The organism is Sphingobacterium allocomposti (genome assembly GCF_008124885.1).
GTDB classification, from domain to species: domain Bacteria; phylum Bacteroidota; class Bacteroidia; order Sphingobacteriales; family Sphingobacteriaceae; genus Sphingobacterium; species Sphingobacterium allocomposti.
Window position 1 is genome coordinate 1 of sequence record NZ_VNHX01000021.1, and the last position, 18,143, is coordinate 18,143.

An 18,143-nucleotide genomic window follows, 5' to 3' on the forward strand; every position below is an offset into this window, starting at 1 on the left:
TTGCAAAAATATCTTCCGGAAAAAGACTCGGACTATTGGATGGTAATGCTTTGAATAGTATGTTTGCCATATTGTTTGGGTACACCTAAAAATAACCATTTTTTAGGACAAACAATAAAAATCCCCGACACTTTCACGTATCGGGGATTCCTTTTTAAAAAAAGGCTTTTTAGACAACCTCTTTATAGCTATGTCTCCCGGAAACGCCGCTCTACAAAGCTGTCGCGACACGAACCCCCGACACTGGAGTTGCAGCGCGATAGCCTGCCAACATATGATGATAAACGCGACCGATGGCTGCTGTCCACCAGTCCGAATAGTTCACCATATTCCCTGCCGAATTTCTTACCGTTAAACTTCCCTGATCGGAACCATCAGGGCCGATCAGCCGGATACGGTAGTCGATCCGCGCTGAACCCGCCGAAATAACGACCGTTTTATTTACAGTTACCGGATGCCATCCCGTTGCTTCTCCGAACGCAACCGGGTCACCAAGATTTTCCCATTCGCTCTTTTCCCCCGTTGTATTATCTTTGGTATACTGAAACTGATACTGTAGCTTTAACGGTGTGGGTACGCCGGGCGTCTCATAAAGAAAGTTGTAAAACTTTACCCAGGCCGTCGTACCGGTATACTCCGTTGTAATGGTCGGATAGGGAGCGTCATTTTTAAACAGAGCCGGCGCTTTTTCAAAATCGTGGACAACCACGTTATATTTTCCTCCCGGAAGTTCAAAATCATGATCGTACGCCAGCGTAAGATTCTCGACGGCCCCTCTATATAATTTCAGATTTACGCGCCCGGGCTGAGTGGCGAAGAACTTGCCCACAGCGCCGCTAGGGATGAAATTATATGCAGCCAGCGGCGAGGTCTCATTTGTCAGCAACTGCCCGTTTAGCTCCACCCTATTGATATTGTTTACCGTACCGGTAGCAATCGGCACCATATAATGTAGCTGAAACTGCGCCGTAGTTTCATCGTCTATCGGAGTTGCCCTGTATTCTACAACATTTTTCTCACAGGATAACGTTAGCAATGCACTGATGGAGATCAACAATATTTTACCTATATTTTTCATAATGCTTCTTTTTCTCATCGTTTTAAATTTGTTATTGCGGCCCATCTCCGGGATAAGCAAACCAAGGGATCGAAGTTTGATAATTATCTGCTGTTCCCGGTATAGGTTTAAGCGTCTCCAACGATTTCAAGTTCCACATATATTCTGAATTATACCGTGGTCTCAGCCTATAGCTCGGAGACCCTTCGTTTCTGACATTATACGCAGACTTTCGTCCCTGAACCTGCGCTGGCCCCAAATACAATCCTTTATACACTTTCGACGGATCCGAATCCCACTTCTGGTCGATTAGCGCCTGTACCCATCCATTTCCGTTGCTTGGATAGCCGCCTGTATAGCTTATATCGTAGTGGTATTTCCTCATATCTACCCATGCCTCGGGCGCTCCCCACGGGTAGAGGGCCACCCACTTTTGCATCATGATGTGGGACAACGTAAGGTTATCCAAACCGCCCACATAGGGACCGTTAACATATTGCGACGCCAACGAGGTAAAGAGCTCTCTCGTAATCTTGTCCCCGCCTGTAGGACTTCCCTCTTTTCCCGGATAAATATATCTCGCCGTCGTCTCCATATCTGCTGCTACGCCTTTCTTAAAGGCATCGAACGCCTCCGCATTACGCCCCATTTTCCAATACGCCTCTGCCAGACAAAACTGTACTTCAGCGTACGTTGTCAAAATATACGGCGCGTCATCCCTATAAATCCATCGCCCTATACCATCGTGCTCGGCGCCCGTAAAGGTAGACGAGATATTACGCCCGTAAAAGGAAGGTGCCGTTCCGATAGAGCCAACTGTACTTGTAAACATACCTCCGTAGTATTCGTATGCTTTAACGCTATCGGCGTTATTAAGATGCTGAAACAGCTTATTGCTTGTTGTCCCCAGTTTCACAGCGGCACGGGGATCGAAGTGCCCCGGCATGTCCGTCAGTGTATCCGTTATAATCTGTTTAGCCGCCAATTTGTAAGGGTGATATGGATTTTGATCCAGCCGGATCTTTTCGCCTGTTGTTTCATCGTATTCCGGAACCGTTCCGGTAAGCACCTGAACAGCCCACTCGTGCTGAAAAAAGGAGTACGACAGATTTGGCCGGGCAGTTCCCCAAAAGTTGTTGAATTCATTATAAGGCGCAGACTGGGAACCTCCGGCAATTTTTACCGTTGCATCATCTGCCGGACTTTGGAACGCCTTTCCTGCAGCTTCTAACAGCTCCTGTGCGTAGTCTTGCGAAAAATTGTTTTTGTTGCTCAACGATGCCAGGTTCCGCACGATGACGGTATAAGCAAATCTAATCCACTTGGTTTTGTCGCCCGCGTATATGTAATCATTATCAGTGATTTTACTTCCGTAATTATGATCGTCCGGACGCTCAAGCAATTCGATGGCTTTATATGCCCATTCTCTCACTTGTGCATAGACGTCCTTCTGGTAATCATAATTATGCGAAAGCAGTCCCGGAACAAAGGCGTCTTTCATGGGCACCTCGCCATGGACCTTTGTTAGCTGGTCCCAGCTGAAAGCCTTCATCGCATAGCCAATCCCCGCAAGGGTCCAATCTTCAGCCTCCAAAGACTGGTTAATTAGGTTCTCCAGGTTCATGCCTTGGTTCCAGTAAACGACGCGCCACAGCTCTCCTCCAGCGTCGCTACCTTCTGTATAATATTGATTGGCAAATGTAGTATAGGTTCCCGAAGTTGTACCCATCATCTGCGTCATGGGACCTATGGCACGGATATCCCAGTATAGTCCTTGGTATTGCTGGATAATGTTGGCCAGGTATAGATAGCCTTCTACCTGGGCCGGAGCATCAATATTTTTATTGACGTCCAGATATTTCTCGCAGCTCCCGAAAATTGCAAATAGCGGTAGCAGATATAATAGTTTCTTTCTCATGATTCAATCCTTTAATTCAATGTCAAGCTAAGTCCAACAGAAAAACCCCGTGGATTCGGTAACGACCAGACGTCATACCCTTCCCCTCCGGTACCGCCTGCTGCTGCAGATACGGTATTCCCTACTGCGTCTATCCCCGAGTAATTCGTCCAGGTAAAAAGATCGTTGCCGACAAAATATATATCCATTCCGGAGATTATTTTTGCCTTACTCAGAAAACGCTGTGGCAGGCGATAGGATAAACGTAACTCCTGCATCCGTAGATAATTAACATTTTTCTCGAGCCAATCTTCGTCGGCTCCTCCATAAATCGTAGCTCCATACGTTCTGTAGTCTAATGCTATCGTGTTTCTTGTCGGATTATCACTATTTTCATTCCCATCCCGCAATACGCCATCGAAGACAACAGGACCGCTCTCCCGCAGCGCAACGGATTCCCAGCTTGTTCCGTTTGTCATCATCGTACGCTTGGTTCCATTGACCACGGTAGCACCAAGCCTTCCAGCGAATAACGCTGACAGACGTAAGCTCTTGTAGGTCAAACTCGATGTCACACCAAACCGCAGCTTCGGCTCTCTATCCCCGATAACAGACCATACCGAACTCGTGATAGGCAGACCCGTCGTTGGACTTATCAAGATATCCCCCTTATTGTTACGTTCGTAAGCAAGACCCGTTAAGGTCGTAATTGGCTGCCCGGTCATGATACCATTTCGGATATTTCCCGAATTCCAGGTGTAGGCATTATAATATTCTGTGACATTTTCCGGAAGGTAAAGCACCTTTGAAAATCCCCGCGAGGCATTCACCCCTAGATTCCATGTTAATCCATCTGGCACTTTTATGATATCACCGTCGATGTGGCCTTCCCAACCCCACGTTTTAAACGATCCTACGTTCATGTTATTCAGGACAAACCCCGTCGCATAGCTTAACCGGAAGCCTTTGACGATCTGGTCGTCATTTCTCGTCCCGAAGTATGTGAAGCTCGCGTTAAGTCTGTTGTTAAACATCCGAAGATCCAAACCTGCTTCGTGGGCAGTCGTCATCTCAGGACGCAAATTTGGATTTGGACCAGTTGTTCCGTATTTAAAGCCTCCGCCCGTCAGTCCCGTTGTTTCCAGCTGAGGATCTATCTCCAGAGGACCGGCATCTTTACCAACCTGCGCCAGCGATCCCCGCAATTTGACGTAATTGATCGCTGGTATAGCCTTCATGAATTCCAGATCGGAAAGGATGAATGACCCTTCGATCGCCGGATAAAAGTATCGGTTATTATCAATAGGCAACGTCGATGACCAATCGTTCCGGCCCCGTAATGTAATAAAAGCTATATTGTTGTAGCCGAGTTCAAATTGTGCTGACAAGGCCTGTATTCTCCGTTTGGTATTCCGCTGGGTGGCCGTCTGCGTCGCAGGATCCGTATTGTTGATCGACTGAAAATCGGGAACGAGAAACGTGGTACCGTTAACGGCCGAACGGGTAATAGCATTCTCGAGCTGGTGATATCCCACCTGTCCGGAAAGGGAAAATTTTTCATTAAAGAACTTATTATTATATCCCGCAATTATGTTGACCGTTGGATCAGAAAAGTTAGACTGCACGAGGTTGTATTGCCCCAGTCCGGCATTTCTATTTGCATAATACGGGTGAGCGGATGTTTCAAATGTCTGCATACCCACATCCCAGCCCACCTGTGCCCTGACGAATGTGTTTTTAACGGGAGTCAAATTCAGCGCTACATTGCTCAGGAACCGATCGGATTTGTCAAAAAACTTATTTCTATAAAGCGCAAATAGCGGGTTAAGCAAGTCTTCATCTACGTAATAATCAGGCACCTTCATGTGACTGCCATCAGCCGCCAGATAGTTTTCCATATTGTCAACCATTGGCCACAGCATTGCTCTGTATAAAGGGCCATCGGTACCTCTCAGCACCTTATTGTTGCCCGTCTTGGTATACTGGATAGCGCCCTCAAATTTCAACCAATCTGTAATTTGTGCCTGTCCGGCAAGGCTAAGGTTCGTGCGGTCGTAACCTGTCGTCTTGACGACTCCATCTTGGTTCAGCTGAGAAAAGCCTGCCCGAAGCGTGGCCTTGTCGGATCCGCCTTCTACGGAGATGTTATGCCTGCCGGAATATCCGGTCTGAAGGATGGCGGCTATGTTATCATATAGCTGCATACCTTCGGGGTATAGACCGCCAAATTTCGACGTAAAATAGTAGTTTGTGGTACCATAGTTTCCGTTAGCATATTTGGTCTGCATATCCGGATAGCCATAGGCTTGATCCCATTTAAAATAGTTGCTGTAGTTTACGCGGCCTTTTCCGGCCCGGCCTTTCTTGGTCGTAATGATAATCGCACCATTAGAGGCGTCTGATCCGTACAATGCGGCAGCAGCTGCTCCCTTTAGGACGGTGACCGACTCCACGTCTTCAGGGTTAAAGTCGTTACCCCTTGATGAAAAATCGAGATTGCGGACCGAATAGGTGCCAGAACCCCCACCTGCCATCCCTCCAAGCGGATCAAAACTAGAGTTGTTCATTGGGACGCCATCGATAACATAGAGCGGCTGGTTGTTACCAGAGATAGAGGTAATATTCCGCAGAACAACTGTCGTAGACGCCCCCGGCGAGCCGCTCGTGGAAGTCACGTTTAATCCCGGAACCCGTCCGGCCAATGCAGAGATGAAGTTTTCCCGTCCCGATTCGCTGATCGTAGCGCCGTCGATTTGCTGCACAGAAGAACCCACGGCACGTCCGGTACGTTTAACGCCGAATTCTGCCGTCACCAGGACTTCCTCTATGGCAGCCTCCTGCGCCTCCAGAGAAACAACAATTTCGTTGCCTGTTCCTACCACGACATCTTTAGACCGATATCCCACATTCGTGAAACGCAAGGTACTTCCCCTTTGCGCATTTATCCTAAAGCGGCCGTTGGCGTCCGTCTGCGTCGAATAGGATGTACCGACCACAGATACTGTTACACCGGGAACAGGCCCGGCAGCGCTGTTGACAACACCTTGGATCAGATTTTGATCGCCGTCGTCAACATACAAAGCTGACTTGGGAACATCTGCATACGCACGGGCCAAAACAGGCTCCAAATGCGCAGACGCAACTATCCCCAGCGCAAAAGAAAATAGTAAGGATTTTCTCATTGTTAGTTAGTTAATTAATAGTTAGTTAGTAGTTAGTTAACAGTACCGCTGAGCGGACTATTAAAAATGCGTGTTTCAACAAACAAAAGTATTTAATTGCAAAAACACGCACTAATATACTCAAGAATTATTAATAACCAAACACTTATGCATCTTTTTCCAATTTTTTGCATAGTCAAAAAAAAACACGCACAAAGGCGTGTTTTAATTTCTAGACACAGGTCTTACTATTCGAAATCAGGATAAAGTAGATACTTTTTCCGCATTTCTTTATATGCTTTTAAATCCGCTTCCCAGCTTTTCCGGATATCGTCTTCGCTTTTGCCCGCCATAATCTGCTTCCGCAGCTCGTCTGTCCCGGCGAGCTTGTCAAAGAACGCCGCTCTGGAAAAAAACTTACTCTTATCCGGCATCTTTTTATAAAAGTCTAATATATAACGAAGCGTAAAACGCTGTTCGTTTGGATCCAGATCCCGCAGATCTACACCATACATTTTCTCCCCTTTACCTTCGACATGTTTGGCCATCCCGGCTTTTTCTCCCGGAGTGAACGTAAAGTCCCCATACACAGGGCTGTTGAAGCCGACAACCTGAAACGGCCAATCCGTTCCGCGGCCAACCGATATATCTGTCCCTTCGAATAGACACAGGGAAGGGTATAACCTAACCGAAAGGTGATTTGGTAAACTGGGCGACGGTATAACAGGCAGCTCATACATCTTACTATGGTCCCAGTTAAGTACCGGGATGACGGTAAGCTTGCACTCGCGTCCCTGCTCCAGCCATTTTTCGCCGTTTATCATTTTAGCCAGCTCCCCTACGGTGAGTCCGTGCACCATGGCGATTTTATGGAAAGAGACATTCGATTTAAACTTATCATCTTTCCGGACGGGGCCGTCCACCTGGTCGCCACATGGGTTAGGACGATCTAAAACGATAAGTTCTTTGTCGTGTTTTGCGCAAAGCTCCATCACGCGGTGTAGCGAAGTGATATACGTATAGAAACGTGCACCGACATCCTGCAGATCAAAGATCATAACATCAATAGACTGCACGATCGAGTCCTGCTTTTCGTTACCTCCGTAGAGCGTGTAAAGCGGCAAACCGGTTTTCTTGTCCACGTCGTTGCTTACTTTTTCACCCCGTTCCACATCGCCCCGAAAACCATGCTCCGGTGCAAAGCCGAATCTGAGGTCCACCTGTTCGCGTAATAGAACATCGACAAGGTGTTCTTTTTCCGGCCCTACAATAGACGTTTGGTTGCCCATCAAGCCAACTTTTTTACCTTTCAGTAAGGGTAGATAGGCCGCCAGCTGATCTGCCGCCGGCTGGATCGCCTCCGGGCTACCGGTCGAGTCAGAAAGAGTGTTGCTTTCGGCCGTTTGTCCGTTCCGCGCCGTACAAGCAGCAGCCGAAAGCAGCAATACCGCAAGAAATAGCATCTTATTTTTCATATTTATGCGTTTTTAATTGAATAACAAACATAAACAAGAAGATCGAGAATTTTCTAAAAAAGCAAAAAAAAACCGGAGGTCACCCTCCGGCCGTACAAATATTAATCTTTTTTGTCCCACCAAATCGGCTCATTGAGATAAGTCGGTAGATCATAGTTTGGCGCAATCAGCCGCAATTGTGCACTATTGAAGTTGAGTTCATACGAAGCCATGGCAAAACGTCGAGGCCAATCAGTAGCCGAAGGGTATGACTGAGTGTATACATGCGTCGGTCTTTTATATCCTTTATAAATTCCGGTCGCCTCGTTATAGTTTCCGTTTTCATCTGTACAGTAGTTCATGCGGCGCATGTCTACCCATTGTTCGGGCGAATAGGACAGCGCGATGTACTTCTGAATCATGACATGACTAAGGGTCAACGCACCAGGGTCTTGCACCACGGAGGTACTCGCCAGGAATGCCTCAATCTGATTCGCGGCTATGCCCATGATTTCCATGTGGATTTTGATCCCTTCTTTATATGCAGCCAGAGCCAGGTCGCGCTGGCTCTTACGCAGGCGGACCTCTGCCTCGATAAATTTCATTTCTGCACCGGTCAATAATAAACCTTTGGAATCTTTCTTATTATACCAGGTGCCCGTTGACAAGACCCTTCCATTTGCTGCCTTCGCCTCCCTTAACTGTACATAGATAGAGTCCGCATTGTCAAATTTGTTTGTCTTCGAATCGTACGCATAGGCTACCGGTCCGGTCAACACCTTGTCCGATGCAAAATCGACGCCTACAGAAGCTCGCATCGTACCATCGCCTTCCTGAGAATGTGGCACAAGTAGCGTGAATCTAGGATCTTGCATGTCATTCGCGCCGGTCGGAGCACCCGTATAGTTATTCCGAATGTAATCGATGTAGAGTTTCGACACACGGGTAGACGCCGACGTATTTACGTATTGTAGCGCCGACTGACTGGTTGAAGTCGTTGTTGCACTTTGGTCTACGTACTGATAAATGGTAGACTCGGCTGCCGTTTTCGGCGCATTCTCCAACGCTGCGAGTATTGCGTCGGGGTCGTATACTGATTTTTTGTTCAAGTGCGAAAGAAATCGTGCCTTTAATCCGTAAGCAAGTTTAATCCAGTTGTCCACGTTGCCCTTATTATATGTATCGCCAGCTGCTAATGCTGGTGCAAACTCTCCCTGGTCCTTTTGCAATTCCACGATAGCCTCGTCAAGCAGCTTGAACACCTCTCCATACACGTATTCCGCGTCGTCAAACTTCGGCGTTAAGATGTCTCTATTGTCAAACTCCTGATATGGTAGCACCCCATAGTAGTCTGCCAGGTATCCAAAACCCCAGGCTTTTATAATCTTAGCAACGCCTACATAGTGATATGCCCCGTCCCGCTGAGCTGCTTCAATCATCGGCTGGAGATTAACTGCCGTATTTACGTACCAGGCCTGCCACGGCCAGTTGGCTGCCGAAGCGTCCGAATACCATCGCGTTAACAGATAGTTTCGCGTAGATGCGCCATATGTGTTTGCCAACTGATGCGTGACATGAGCTGCGCGTGTGCCAGCACTTTCATACCCGTCGGCGAATTGTGCCAGAATGGAAGGCAACCGTTGTTCCGCATTCGGTTTATCTGCTGTACCGCTGTTTGGATTATCGTTTATATCGAGCCATTTATCGCAGGATGATAGCGATAAAACGGCTGTTGCTGTCATTAAATATAATATCTTTTTCATCTGTATAATGTTTCTTTTAATGATGATGAAGCTAACATAAATCACACGTATCCTTTTGCCTAGGGCAATTTATGCAGGGTTCACTCTACTAGAATTTTAAGTTTACACCCAACGTAAATCCAGCCGTAGCTGGCACACCTGCATAATCGATACCGACCGAACCAGAGCCTACCACCCCTGCACCTGCGGCGGAGGTCTCGGGATCTACCCCAGAGTAATTTGTTAAGAGCCACAGATTGGTTCCCATTGCATTAAACGTTGCCCCTTTTATAAATTTCGACTTCGCCAACATCGCTTTGGGCAATGAATAACTTAAACTGACCGAACGCAGCCTGAACCAGTTGACGTTTTCGATAAAATGCGGCGTGTGTTTCGCATAAACATCTTTGTAATATGCTTCGCTAGCTACAACGTCGCGGGTCACAGCCTCGTACTGTCTGGTGTCGGGATTGAGAGCCATCCCCGAAAACTGGATAGTTTCTCCTCTGTTGGCCGTCTGTTTGCTCGTTCCATACACAGTCATTAAGTACTCGGAAGCATTGTAAACGTCTCCCCCTTTACGGAAATCAAATAAAAAGGATAGATCCCAATTTTTGTAAGTCAAAGAGTTGTTCCATCCACCTATAAAATCGGGCTCACGGTTACCGACGTACGTAGTTGTCGAAGACGATGTCAGCGGCATCCCCGTGTTCCAGTCCAACAACAGGTTACCTTCCGCATCCCTTTGCCATACCGATCCGCTTATCCCCATGAAATCTCCATTATTATATGATGCCGCTTTCCCTGTTCCGACTTGGACATCTGTGACATACAAGATGTCTAATCCGCCAATCAGTTCCGCCACGCGTCCGTTATTATGAGAGAGATTCAGCATGGTATTCCATGCGAATTCACCCCGCTTAACCGGTGTCGCAGTCAACGACAATTCAAACCCTTCGTTATTTAACTCGCCGATATTATAGTATGTTAGAATGTATCCTGTTGCATTGGAAACGCGCGGCTGCAAAATCTGATCGACTGAATTTGTCTTATAGTATGTAAACTCCAATCCGATCGCATTCTTTAAAAAACGTAAGTCCGCACCGATTTCGAACGAGTTCGTACGTTCGGGCTTCAATTGATCATTACCACGCGTCCAATGATTTCTAAACCCTCCGCCTATGGTCAGTTCCGGACCGAAAAGACCTGTGGTGGTCACATACGCCGGAGCATCTTTTCCTACCGACGCCCACGACGACCGGATTTTACCGTAGGTCAGGATATCATTCTTCTCAAACAGTTCCGTAAATATTAAAGATCCGGACAAAGACGGATAGAAGAATGAACGGTTCTGTACCGGCAAAGTTGATGACCAGTCGTTTCGACCAGTCGCATTCAAATACGCTATACCTTTGTACCCCACACGGAAATCGCCATATACACCCACGATGCGCCGGTTATTATGCACCTGCGTATAATACTTGTTTTCATTTTTAAAATTCTCCATACTCTCGAATCCGGCCAACTCAAAACTTTCGCCACGCAGTGAGGACGATTTTATCTTAGTATCTTCCGCATTATTACCGATCAACAAATTGAAGTCCCAATCATTAAACTGTTTTTTAAAGTTCAACATCAAGTTGCTGTTCAGGTATTGATATTTTTTGTCCGTATTGGACATCATACCATTCTGCCATGCTAATTTCACACTCGACCCGGGAGAAACGAGTGTATTGAACTGAGAAGTATAATTATCGACGCCTAATCGGTAGGTAATATCGAACCAATCTGTTACATTAATATTGGTGTAGATATTTCCCAAGATGCGATCGGTTTTATCCGTTTGTGGATTTTTATAGATTAACCAGTAAGGATTGTCAGTGTTGTTCTCTAAAGCAATCTGGGGCAACAATAGCTTATTCCGCCCATCGCCCGTCAGATAGTCTTTCATATTGTCATTTCCTGGCCAGATCAGCACCGACTCCATGTACCCGTTTCCAGACGACCCCCACAGTCCAGAGCCTGTCAACGTCTTACGCGTATCGCTTAGGGAGTAAGATGCGTTCGCACCAAAGGTAAATTTCCCCAGCTTCTGCTCCCCGTTGAAGCGCACGGTTGACCGATTGAAGTCCGTTGTAGGCACTACGCCTGTTTGGTAGATATTCGATCCTGACAGGTAGAAGTTTCCTTTGGCTGATCCCCCGGATATGTTGAAGGAATTATCATACACGTTGGCTACTTCGTAGAAGTCTTTCATGTTGTTATATCGCGTCTCGCCGTCGGCGAAAGCATCTCCCCACGATTCGAACGTCTGACCGACAAAGGCTCCATTATAATAGGATCCTTGCTTATATCGTGCCTGCTGTTCAGGAAGTTTATTCACCCAGTTTACGCCAAAACGGGAGCTTATCCCGACCTGCGTGCTACCTTCTGCTCCTTTTTTGGTTGTAATAACGATCGCTCCCGCCGCCGCGCGCAAACCATACAAGGCCGCAGCCGCCGGACCTTTCAAAACAGACATAGACTCAATATCTTCCGGGTTAATATCCAAGGCTCTATTTCCATTGGTTGTCGAGATATTTGTATTACCGTCGAACGCCGAGTTATCCCCTTGTCCGGTGGAATTGTCCATGGGGATCCCATCGATCACAAACAAGGGCTGGTTGTCTCTTTCCAACGACGTACCTCCACGGATTACAATGTTTGCCGACGCGCCTGGAGCCCCGCCGGAATTCGTTACATTGACGCCGGCAATCTTACCGTTTAAAGAATTAATGACATTTGGGTTCTTATTTTTCATCAATTCGTCGGCCTTGATATCTTGCACAGCGTAGCCGAGGGCTTTTTTCTCTTTCTTAATCCCCAACGCTGTCACAACAACCTCGTCGATGGCCGTATCGTCGCCGTCCAATCGAACCGTTAGCTGATTTGATGTGGCAAGTACGTCTTTCGTTTTAAATCCGACCGCAGAAAAACGCAACGTACTAGCGGCGGGCGCCGTCAGAAAAAAACGTCCGTTCTCATCGGTCTGAACAGCGGTTGTCGAACCAACGACAGCCACAGTGACGCCGGATATTGGTCCCGACGCATCCCGAACAGTTCCCGAAATCTGATTTTGAATAACAACACTTGCTTTAGGGAAGATTGCCCGCTTCGTCTCCGTATTGGTCGGTCGAAACCCAGCATACGTGCCATGCATGGCACACCCGAAAGCCACTGTTAAAAGTAGAGCTTTGTTCATATTAGTTTGTTTGGGTTAATTCATAAAAAGGCTTATGCAGTCTTTCGTTTTTTCGAAACAATACTAGAACATTTTTAACAAAAACGCAAGATTTTGCATGTAATATTTCACAAAAAGCGACAAAAGTTACAAAAAAGGGAATTAGGAGGCTTTAGAAAAAGGCAAAAACAGGCAAACACCCGACCAGAACAGCATCAATTCAGAACCAAAGTCGCCTGCAATCCCAAATTCAGGCGTAATTGGTTCATAAACTCATCGCCGGGGTCTGATTTTTGGGTCACATAGGCAGGATCGGTCTCTTTCCACCAGGTTGTATTCTTGAAAACTTGATATTCGTGATGCCCTATCACATGTTCGATCGGATATTTGGCCATCAAATACTGTATTAAAGCAGTATTGGCCTGTAACTGTGCTTCCGTGAGCGGGTGGCGGGCAGATCCAATATTCTCAATGCCTATTGCACAATAGTTCAGCCCAATGGTATGGCGCGCAAACATGGTTTCCGGCAACAACTGAAAGATAGTACCATCGCGTCCGATGACAAACTGAGCAGAAACATTCAATGCGCTGGCTTTTTGCAAATTCGGTCTTCCGGGCAGCTGAACGGGGTCGAACACCCGGATAGTCTTGTCGACAGACAACACCTCCGTCCAATGTACAACAACCATCTTTGGGACAATCTCTAAAGAAGGCGCTTTAATCCCATGTCTATTTTTCAGATATTCCAAAGAAAGCTTCTCCCGTTGTGCATTCCATGTAATCGGACGCTGCACAATGTTTGGACGCTCCTGTGCGCTGGTTAACGTCCACACTCCCCACACCAAAACCGTCGCCAACAGGCCTTTTATCCTCTTCCTCATACAACAAAACTACCTAAAAATTTTAGGCAGTTCTGTAAAGAGTTAGTTATAAACTAGATAACAGACTTAGCGATATAATCGCTTTCGTTGCTCAAACGGTCAATGGCCCGCACCGCAACGGCCCGTAGCTTCTGTCCATTTTTCTCTTTCGGAAAGCTCTTCTCCGTTTGGTCTCTATCCAGAATTTCGTACTCCCATGTTTCTCCGTACTGCGCGTATGCCACCCACTGAAACACCTCGTCGGGCTGCTTATGCAACCATTTGGCAAATACGCTGCTGGTCTGTTTTGTCAAGAGCAACGTCGGAGCTAACAATGGATTGGCCTTAAGCCAAGGCGAACGTGGAACCAGTGCTTTCTGTTGATAAGGACCGGATTTGATCGCATGAACCATGGCCGGACTCTTCGTAAGTCCCGCTATACTCCAATGGATAGCACCCACGCTTTTCGGAATAAGCTGGCGCGTTGCCTCAATCTGGCGGACGATCTCCTGCGGCCTGTTCGGGCTCCTAACCTCTACGGTGTTCAATCCCGGCCACAAATGACGTTGCTGCGTATTTTCCGATTCCCACCACTGCAGCAATGCGGTAAAACTCTGTCGCGCCGGCTCGATCGGCCAATACAGCTGCGGAGCAAAATAGTCGACCCACCCCTTGTTAAGCCATAATTTAGCATCGGCGTAGAGCTCGTCGTACTGTGAAGATCCAGTAACGCCTGCCGGATAACCCGGCTTCCATATTCCGAAAGGGCTGATACCAAACTTGACGTGGTTCTTTTCCGCTTTTATTGAACGATATATACGTTCTACAAATCTATTCACGTTGTCCCGCCGCCAGTCGGCCCGGGAAAGCGTTCCTCCGGCTCTTCGGTATGCGTTCCAAGAAACATCATCGGGAAAATCAGCCCCTCCGTTATAGCTTGCATATGGATAAAAGTAGTCGTCAAAATGTACGCCATCGATGTTATAGCGTTTGACAATGTCCAGCACTACATTGGCTGCATGATCCTGCGTTTTAGGATTTGCCGGATCGAACCAGTACATCCCATTCTTTAGACGAACGGTCATCTCTGGCGCCTTTCGTACCATCGACTCAGACGTGACAGCACCTCCCGCCGAATGGTGAGCACGATACGGATTCAGCCAAACGTGCAGCTCCATACCCCTTTTGTGTGCCTCCTCCACCCAGAACTCCAACGGATCATAATACGGCGAAGGCCGCTTTCCTGTTACTCCCGTCAGAAAATATGACCATGGCTCGTGAGGACTATCGTACAGCGCATCGGCCGACGGCCTCACTTGAAAAATAACAGCATTAAAATGATTATCTTTGAGAAAATCCAACAGTTGAATAGCTTCACGCTTTTGCGATTCTGTCGCATAATTGTTTTTTGTAGGCCAATTTATATTGGCTACCGTCGCCACCCAGGCCCCGCGGAACTCCCGATTTACGACAGGAAGATTCACCCGCAAAGGGACGTCAACGGCTTCTTTCCCTGCTGCCGGAACAGGCTTGGTAGCCGGCGGAACTGTCGCAGCGACCGTAGCGGGCAATACAGGGCTAACAGTGTCTGCCTTTACCACCTCAACGGCAGGAGACTTGAGCTCTTTAGCAGACTTCTTATTTTTACGGGATGCGCACGAAAATAGCACAATCGAAAACAAGAACGCTAAGACCGTAATACTTTTTATCGGTTTTAAATTCATAGGATACAAAACTACACTTTTCCGTATATAACAACGAAACATCCCCTCTTTTCTATATATAGGCACGAGAAAATTACACGACCTGTTCCCCTTCAAAATAAACGGTCTTTACCTGAAAATCTTCATCAAAAACCAAAACATTTGCCACCGCATCTCTTCCGAGATGACCTATATCGGTCCTTCCAATGACCTGTGCTGGGTAGAGCGTTGCCATACGTATCGCCTCGTCCAGGGGGATTCCGACTTTCGTAACGCTATTTTCAATGGCTTGTAAAAGTGTTAATGCCGACCCGCTCAATGTGCCGTCAGGCAAAACATAATGATCTTGCTTAAAAACGTGTTGATAAATCCCGTTATCACATGCCCCTACGGCATCCGTGATTAAAAATAGACGGCGCCCCAACATCCGTTTGCTGAACTTGACAGCTTCGTAATCCACATGTATGCCGTCCACAATGATAGATACGGCGACATTGTGGTCAGCGAATATCGCACCCGGAAGCCCCGTATCCCGATGGTGCAAGGGCGACATCGCATTCCAAAGATGTGTCGCAGCGCGTATCCCTTTGCTAAATCCCTGCATTCCTTGACGAAAGGACGCGGCGCTATGGCCCGCGCTGAGCAGGATACCGCGTTCAAGCAGCAATCGTATACAGACGTCGTCCATTATCTCGGGGGCAACAGTCATCATTTTTACTGTCCCGCTGTCCTCGCTAAAAAGATCATAGATGTGATCGGGCGTCGGATTCAAAATAAGTTCCGCAGGGTGAGCGCCCCGCTTGGCCGGATTCAGAAAGGGTCCTTCTAGATGTAACCCGAGGGAGGCACGGGGCTGTGCTTCCTGAAACGCGCGGATTCCCTCCTTAAAAATAGACAGGGTATTGGTGGCGAGCGTCAACATAAACGACGTGCAACCTTGGGCGAGCAGGCTCTTTTCAATGCGGCGTATACACTCGACGGTAAGATCGGCAGAGAAAAGATCCTTCCCTGTCCCATAGATCTGCAGGTCAATAAGCCCGGCGCAGACGTTGGCCTGGTGCATATCTACCCTGTCGACATTTTCTGGCAGTGCGTACTCGGGAAATATTCCATGGATTCTGTCGCCTTGCATTACCAAAGCATGGTCTAAAAAAATAGTATCCCCATTAAAAATCCGTCCATTGACCAATGCGGTCTTCTTTGTTTCCATCATAACTTGTTTTTTATATAAGCCGGCCTATTTTAGGTCTGTAGTCTAATTTACTACTTTTGTTTTACACAGCACATACGAACGTGATTTGTAAGAAGGCTTATGGCAAATGGCAGATAGCTATAAGCCGTGAAGTTCTTAATTTGTAAAGTCGTTGAGGGAAGCTAATGGCTAATAGCAGATGGCAGATGGCTGTAAGCCGTGAAGGCGTTGATTTGTGAAGTCGTTTAGGGAAGCTAATGGCTAATAGCAGATGGCAGATAGCTGTGGAGACGCAGGATCTTGCGTCTCCACAGCTAAATTCTCACTTCCAATCACGAATAACGGGAACTCACTTTTTGATATTCGGATTCTGCGTTGTAAATTAGCTTCGTGAAGCCACGTGATATTCAACCGAAACTATCCAAGTCCTCCAGGTTCAACAGGAGAGCGATGCTTGTGATGAACATTATCGCCGTTACACTGTTTATTTTGGCTATTATCTATAAACTATTTTTTTCTAAATAATCAACTATGTTGCAGAAACAGATCTTAAATACAGAAAACGCTCCTGCCGCTATTGGCCCCTATAACCAAGCGGTCAAAGCCGGCGGCACGTTATATGTCTCCGGACAGATCCCGTTAATACCCGAAACTATGGAACTGGTGAATACGGGCGTTGCCGACGAAACGCATCAGGTGCTAAGAAACGTACAGGCAATTTTAGAACACGCAGGATATACGTTGGATGATGTCGTTAAAGCGAGTATTTTTATTGCTGACATGGCAGATTTCGCAACGATCAACGAAGTCTACTCGCAGTACTTCCAGCAAAACCAACCGGCCAGGGAGTGTGTCGCTGTAAAGACACTTCCGAAGAACGTCAATGTGGAGATTTCCGTTATTGCCTGGAAAGCCGAATAACCTGTGGAATATCAAAAAAAGACACCGACGAGCCGCAGAAGTTATTTTCTAGCGGCTTTTTTAGCCCCCTTGATGTGGGGCTTTATGGCTATTCCTGTGCGCTGGGTTAAAGAGTGGCCGGCAGAAGACATTTTAAACTTCCGGATTCTGTCAGCGTTGGTCGTCCTATGGTCGTTCATTCTACTATTCCGGCGACGTGCCCTCCGGAAAGATATGCAATACTTCAGATCACTTCCCGCGGCAGAAAAGACGAAAGCGGTCTGGCTAACCCTGTTGGCGTCAATCTTCATTTTTGGCAACTGGTACACCTATATCTATACGATTAATAGTATCAGCGTCCAGTCGGCGGCATTCGCGTACCTGATCTGTCCATTGATCACGACCTTGTGCGCCTTTTTTCTTCTCCGTGAACAGCTATCCGGTATCAAATGGGCCGCATTGGCGCTGGCACTGGTCAGTGTCAGCCTATTGGCCAGCGGGTCGTTTGTGGACGGGCTGTGGTCACTGGCCATTGCTGCATTCTACGCATTTTACCTGATCACACAGCGTGTGCTACAAGGGTTTGACAAACTCCATATCCTTGCTGCCCAGTTAACAATCTGCAGTATCTTTCTCGTGCCCATCCTCTTCATACAAGGTCACCCCGTTCCCGGGGACCTCACCTTTTGGGCAGCCATCATCTTCATTGCTGTCGTATTCACCATTATCCCTTTGTTCCTGAGCATGTATGCGCTGACCCGTATATCATCAAGCACGACGGGGATTCTGCTGTATGTCAATCCGCTCATAGCCTTCGGACTGGCCCTATTCTACTTTAAAGAGCCCATGGATCCACATAAATATCTTGCTTACGGCATTTTATTGGTGGCTATTGTGTTATTCAACGGACAGACGATACGCAAAATACTTCTGCCGCAGCGAAGACAGCATTAGTCG

At 47.3% G+C, this 18,143-nt stretch carries 11 protein-coding genes; 2 read left to right on the plus strand and 9 right to left on the minus strand.

Annotated elements, in window-relative coordinates; genetic code table 11:
* Positions 1–211: 211 nt before the first annotated feature.
* From BC792_RS14090 to nagA, 9 genes are all read right to left on the minus strand, one after another.
* Positions 212–1,078 (minus strand): hypothetical protein, encoded by an 867-nt coding sequence (locus BC792_RS14090; protein WP_148909655.1) that lies wholly within the window; start codon positions 1,076–1,078, stop codon positions 212–214.
* A 31-nt stretch (positions 1,079–1,109) separates the two neighbouring features.
* Positions 1,110–2,975, minus strand: coding sequence for a SusD/RagB family nutrient-binding outer membrane lipoprotein (locus BC792_RS14095; protein ID WP_148909656.1), 1,866 nt, complete (start codon positions 2,973–2,975; stop codon positions 1,110–1,112).
* An 11-nt stretch (positions 2,976–2,986) separates the two neighbouring features.
* Positions 2,987–6,136 carry a SusC/RagA family TonB-linked outer membrane protein gene (locus BC792_RS14100; protein ID WP_148909657.1) on the minus strand — a complete coding sequence of 1,050 codons (3,150 nt, stop codon included), beginning with the start codon at positions 6,134–6,136 and terminating at the stop codon, positions 2,987–2,989.
* A 227-nt stretch (positions 6,137–6,363) separates the two neighbouring features.
* Positions 6,364–7,590 (minus strand): exo-beta-N-acetylmuramidase NamZ family protein, encoded by a 1,227-nt coding sequence (locus BC792_RS14105; RefSeq protein ID WP_148909658.1) that lies wholly within the window; start codon positions 7,588–7,590, stop codon positions 6,364–6,366.
* A gap of 101 nt (positions 7,591–7,691) precedes the next feature.
* On the minus strand, positions 7,692–9,332 hold the full coding sequence (locus tag BC792_RS14110; protein ID WP_148909659.1) for a SusD/RagB family nutrient-binding outer membrane lipoprotein: 1,641 nt from the start codon (positions 9,330–9,332) through the stop codon (positions 7,692–7,694).
* An 88-nt stretch (positions 9,333–9,420) separates the two neighbouring features.
* Positions 9,421–12,552, minus strand: a complete 3,132-nt coding sequence (locus BC792_RS14115; RefSeq protein WP_246155086.1) for a SusC/RagA family TonB-linked outer membrane protein — start codon at positions 12,550–12,552, stop codon at positions 9,421–9,423.
* Between the two features lie 194 nt (positions 12,553–12,746).
* Positions 12,747–13,412, minus strand: coding sequence for an N-acetylmuramoyl-L-alanine amidase (locus BC792_RS14120; protein ID WP_148909660.1), 666 nt, complete (start codon positions 13,410–13,412; stop codon positions 12,747–12,749).
* Positions 13,413–13,465: 53 nt separating this feature from the next.
* Positions 13,466–15,115 carry a glycoside hydrolase family 10-like protein gene (locus BC792_RS14125; protein WP_148909661.1) on the minus strand — a complete coding sequence of 550 codons (1,650 nt, stop codon included), beginning with the start codon at positions 15,113–15,115 and terminating at the stop codon, positions 13,466–13,468.
* A gap of 73 nt (positions 15,116–15,188) precedes the next feature.
* Positions 15,189–16,307: an N-acetylglucosamine-6-phosphate deacetylase gene (gene nagA / locus BC792_RS14130; protein WP_246155090.1), complete on the minus strand. Its 1,119-nt coding sequence runs from the start codon at positions 16,305–16,307 to the stop codon at positions 15,189–15,191.
* A gap of 510 nt (positions 16,308–16,817) precedes the next feature.
* Here nagA and BC792_RS14135 point away from each other — a divergent pair.
* Complete coding sequence (locus BC792_RS14135) at positions 16,818–17,207, plus strand: RidA family protein (protein ID WP_148909662.1); 390 nt, start codon at positions 16,818–16,820, stop codon at positions 17,205–17,207.
* A gap of 3 nt (positions 17,208–17,210) precedes the next feature.
* Positions 17,211–18,140 (plus strand): EamA family transporter, encoded by a 930-nt coding sequence (locus BC792_RS14140; RefSeq protein WP_246155091.1) that lies wholly within the window; start codon positions 17,211–17,213, stop codon positions 18,138–18,140.
* Positions 18,141–18,143 lie beyond the last annotated feature (3 nt).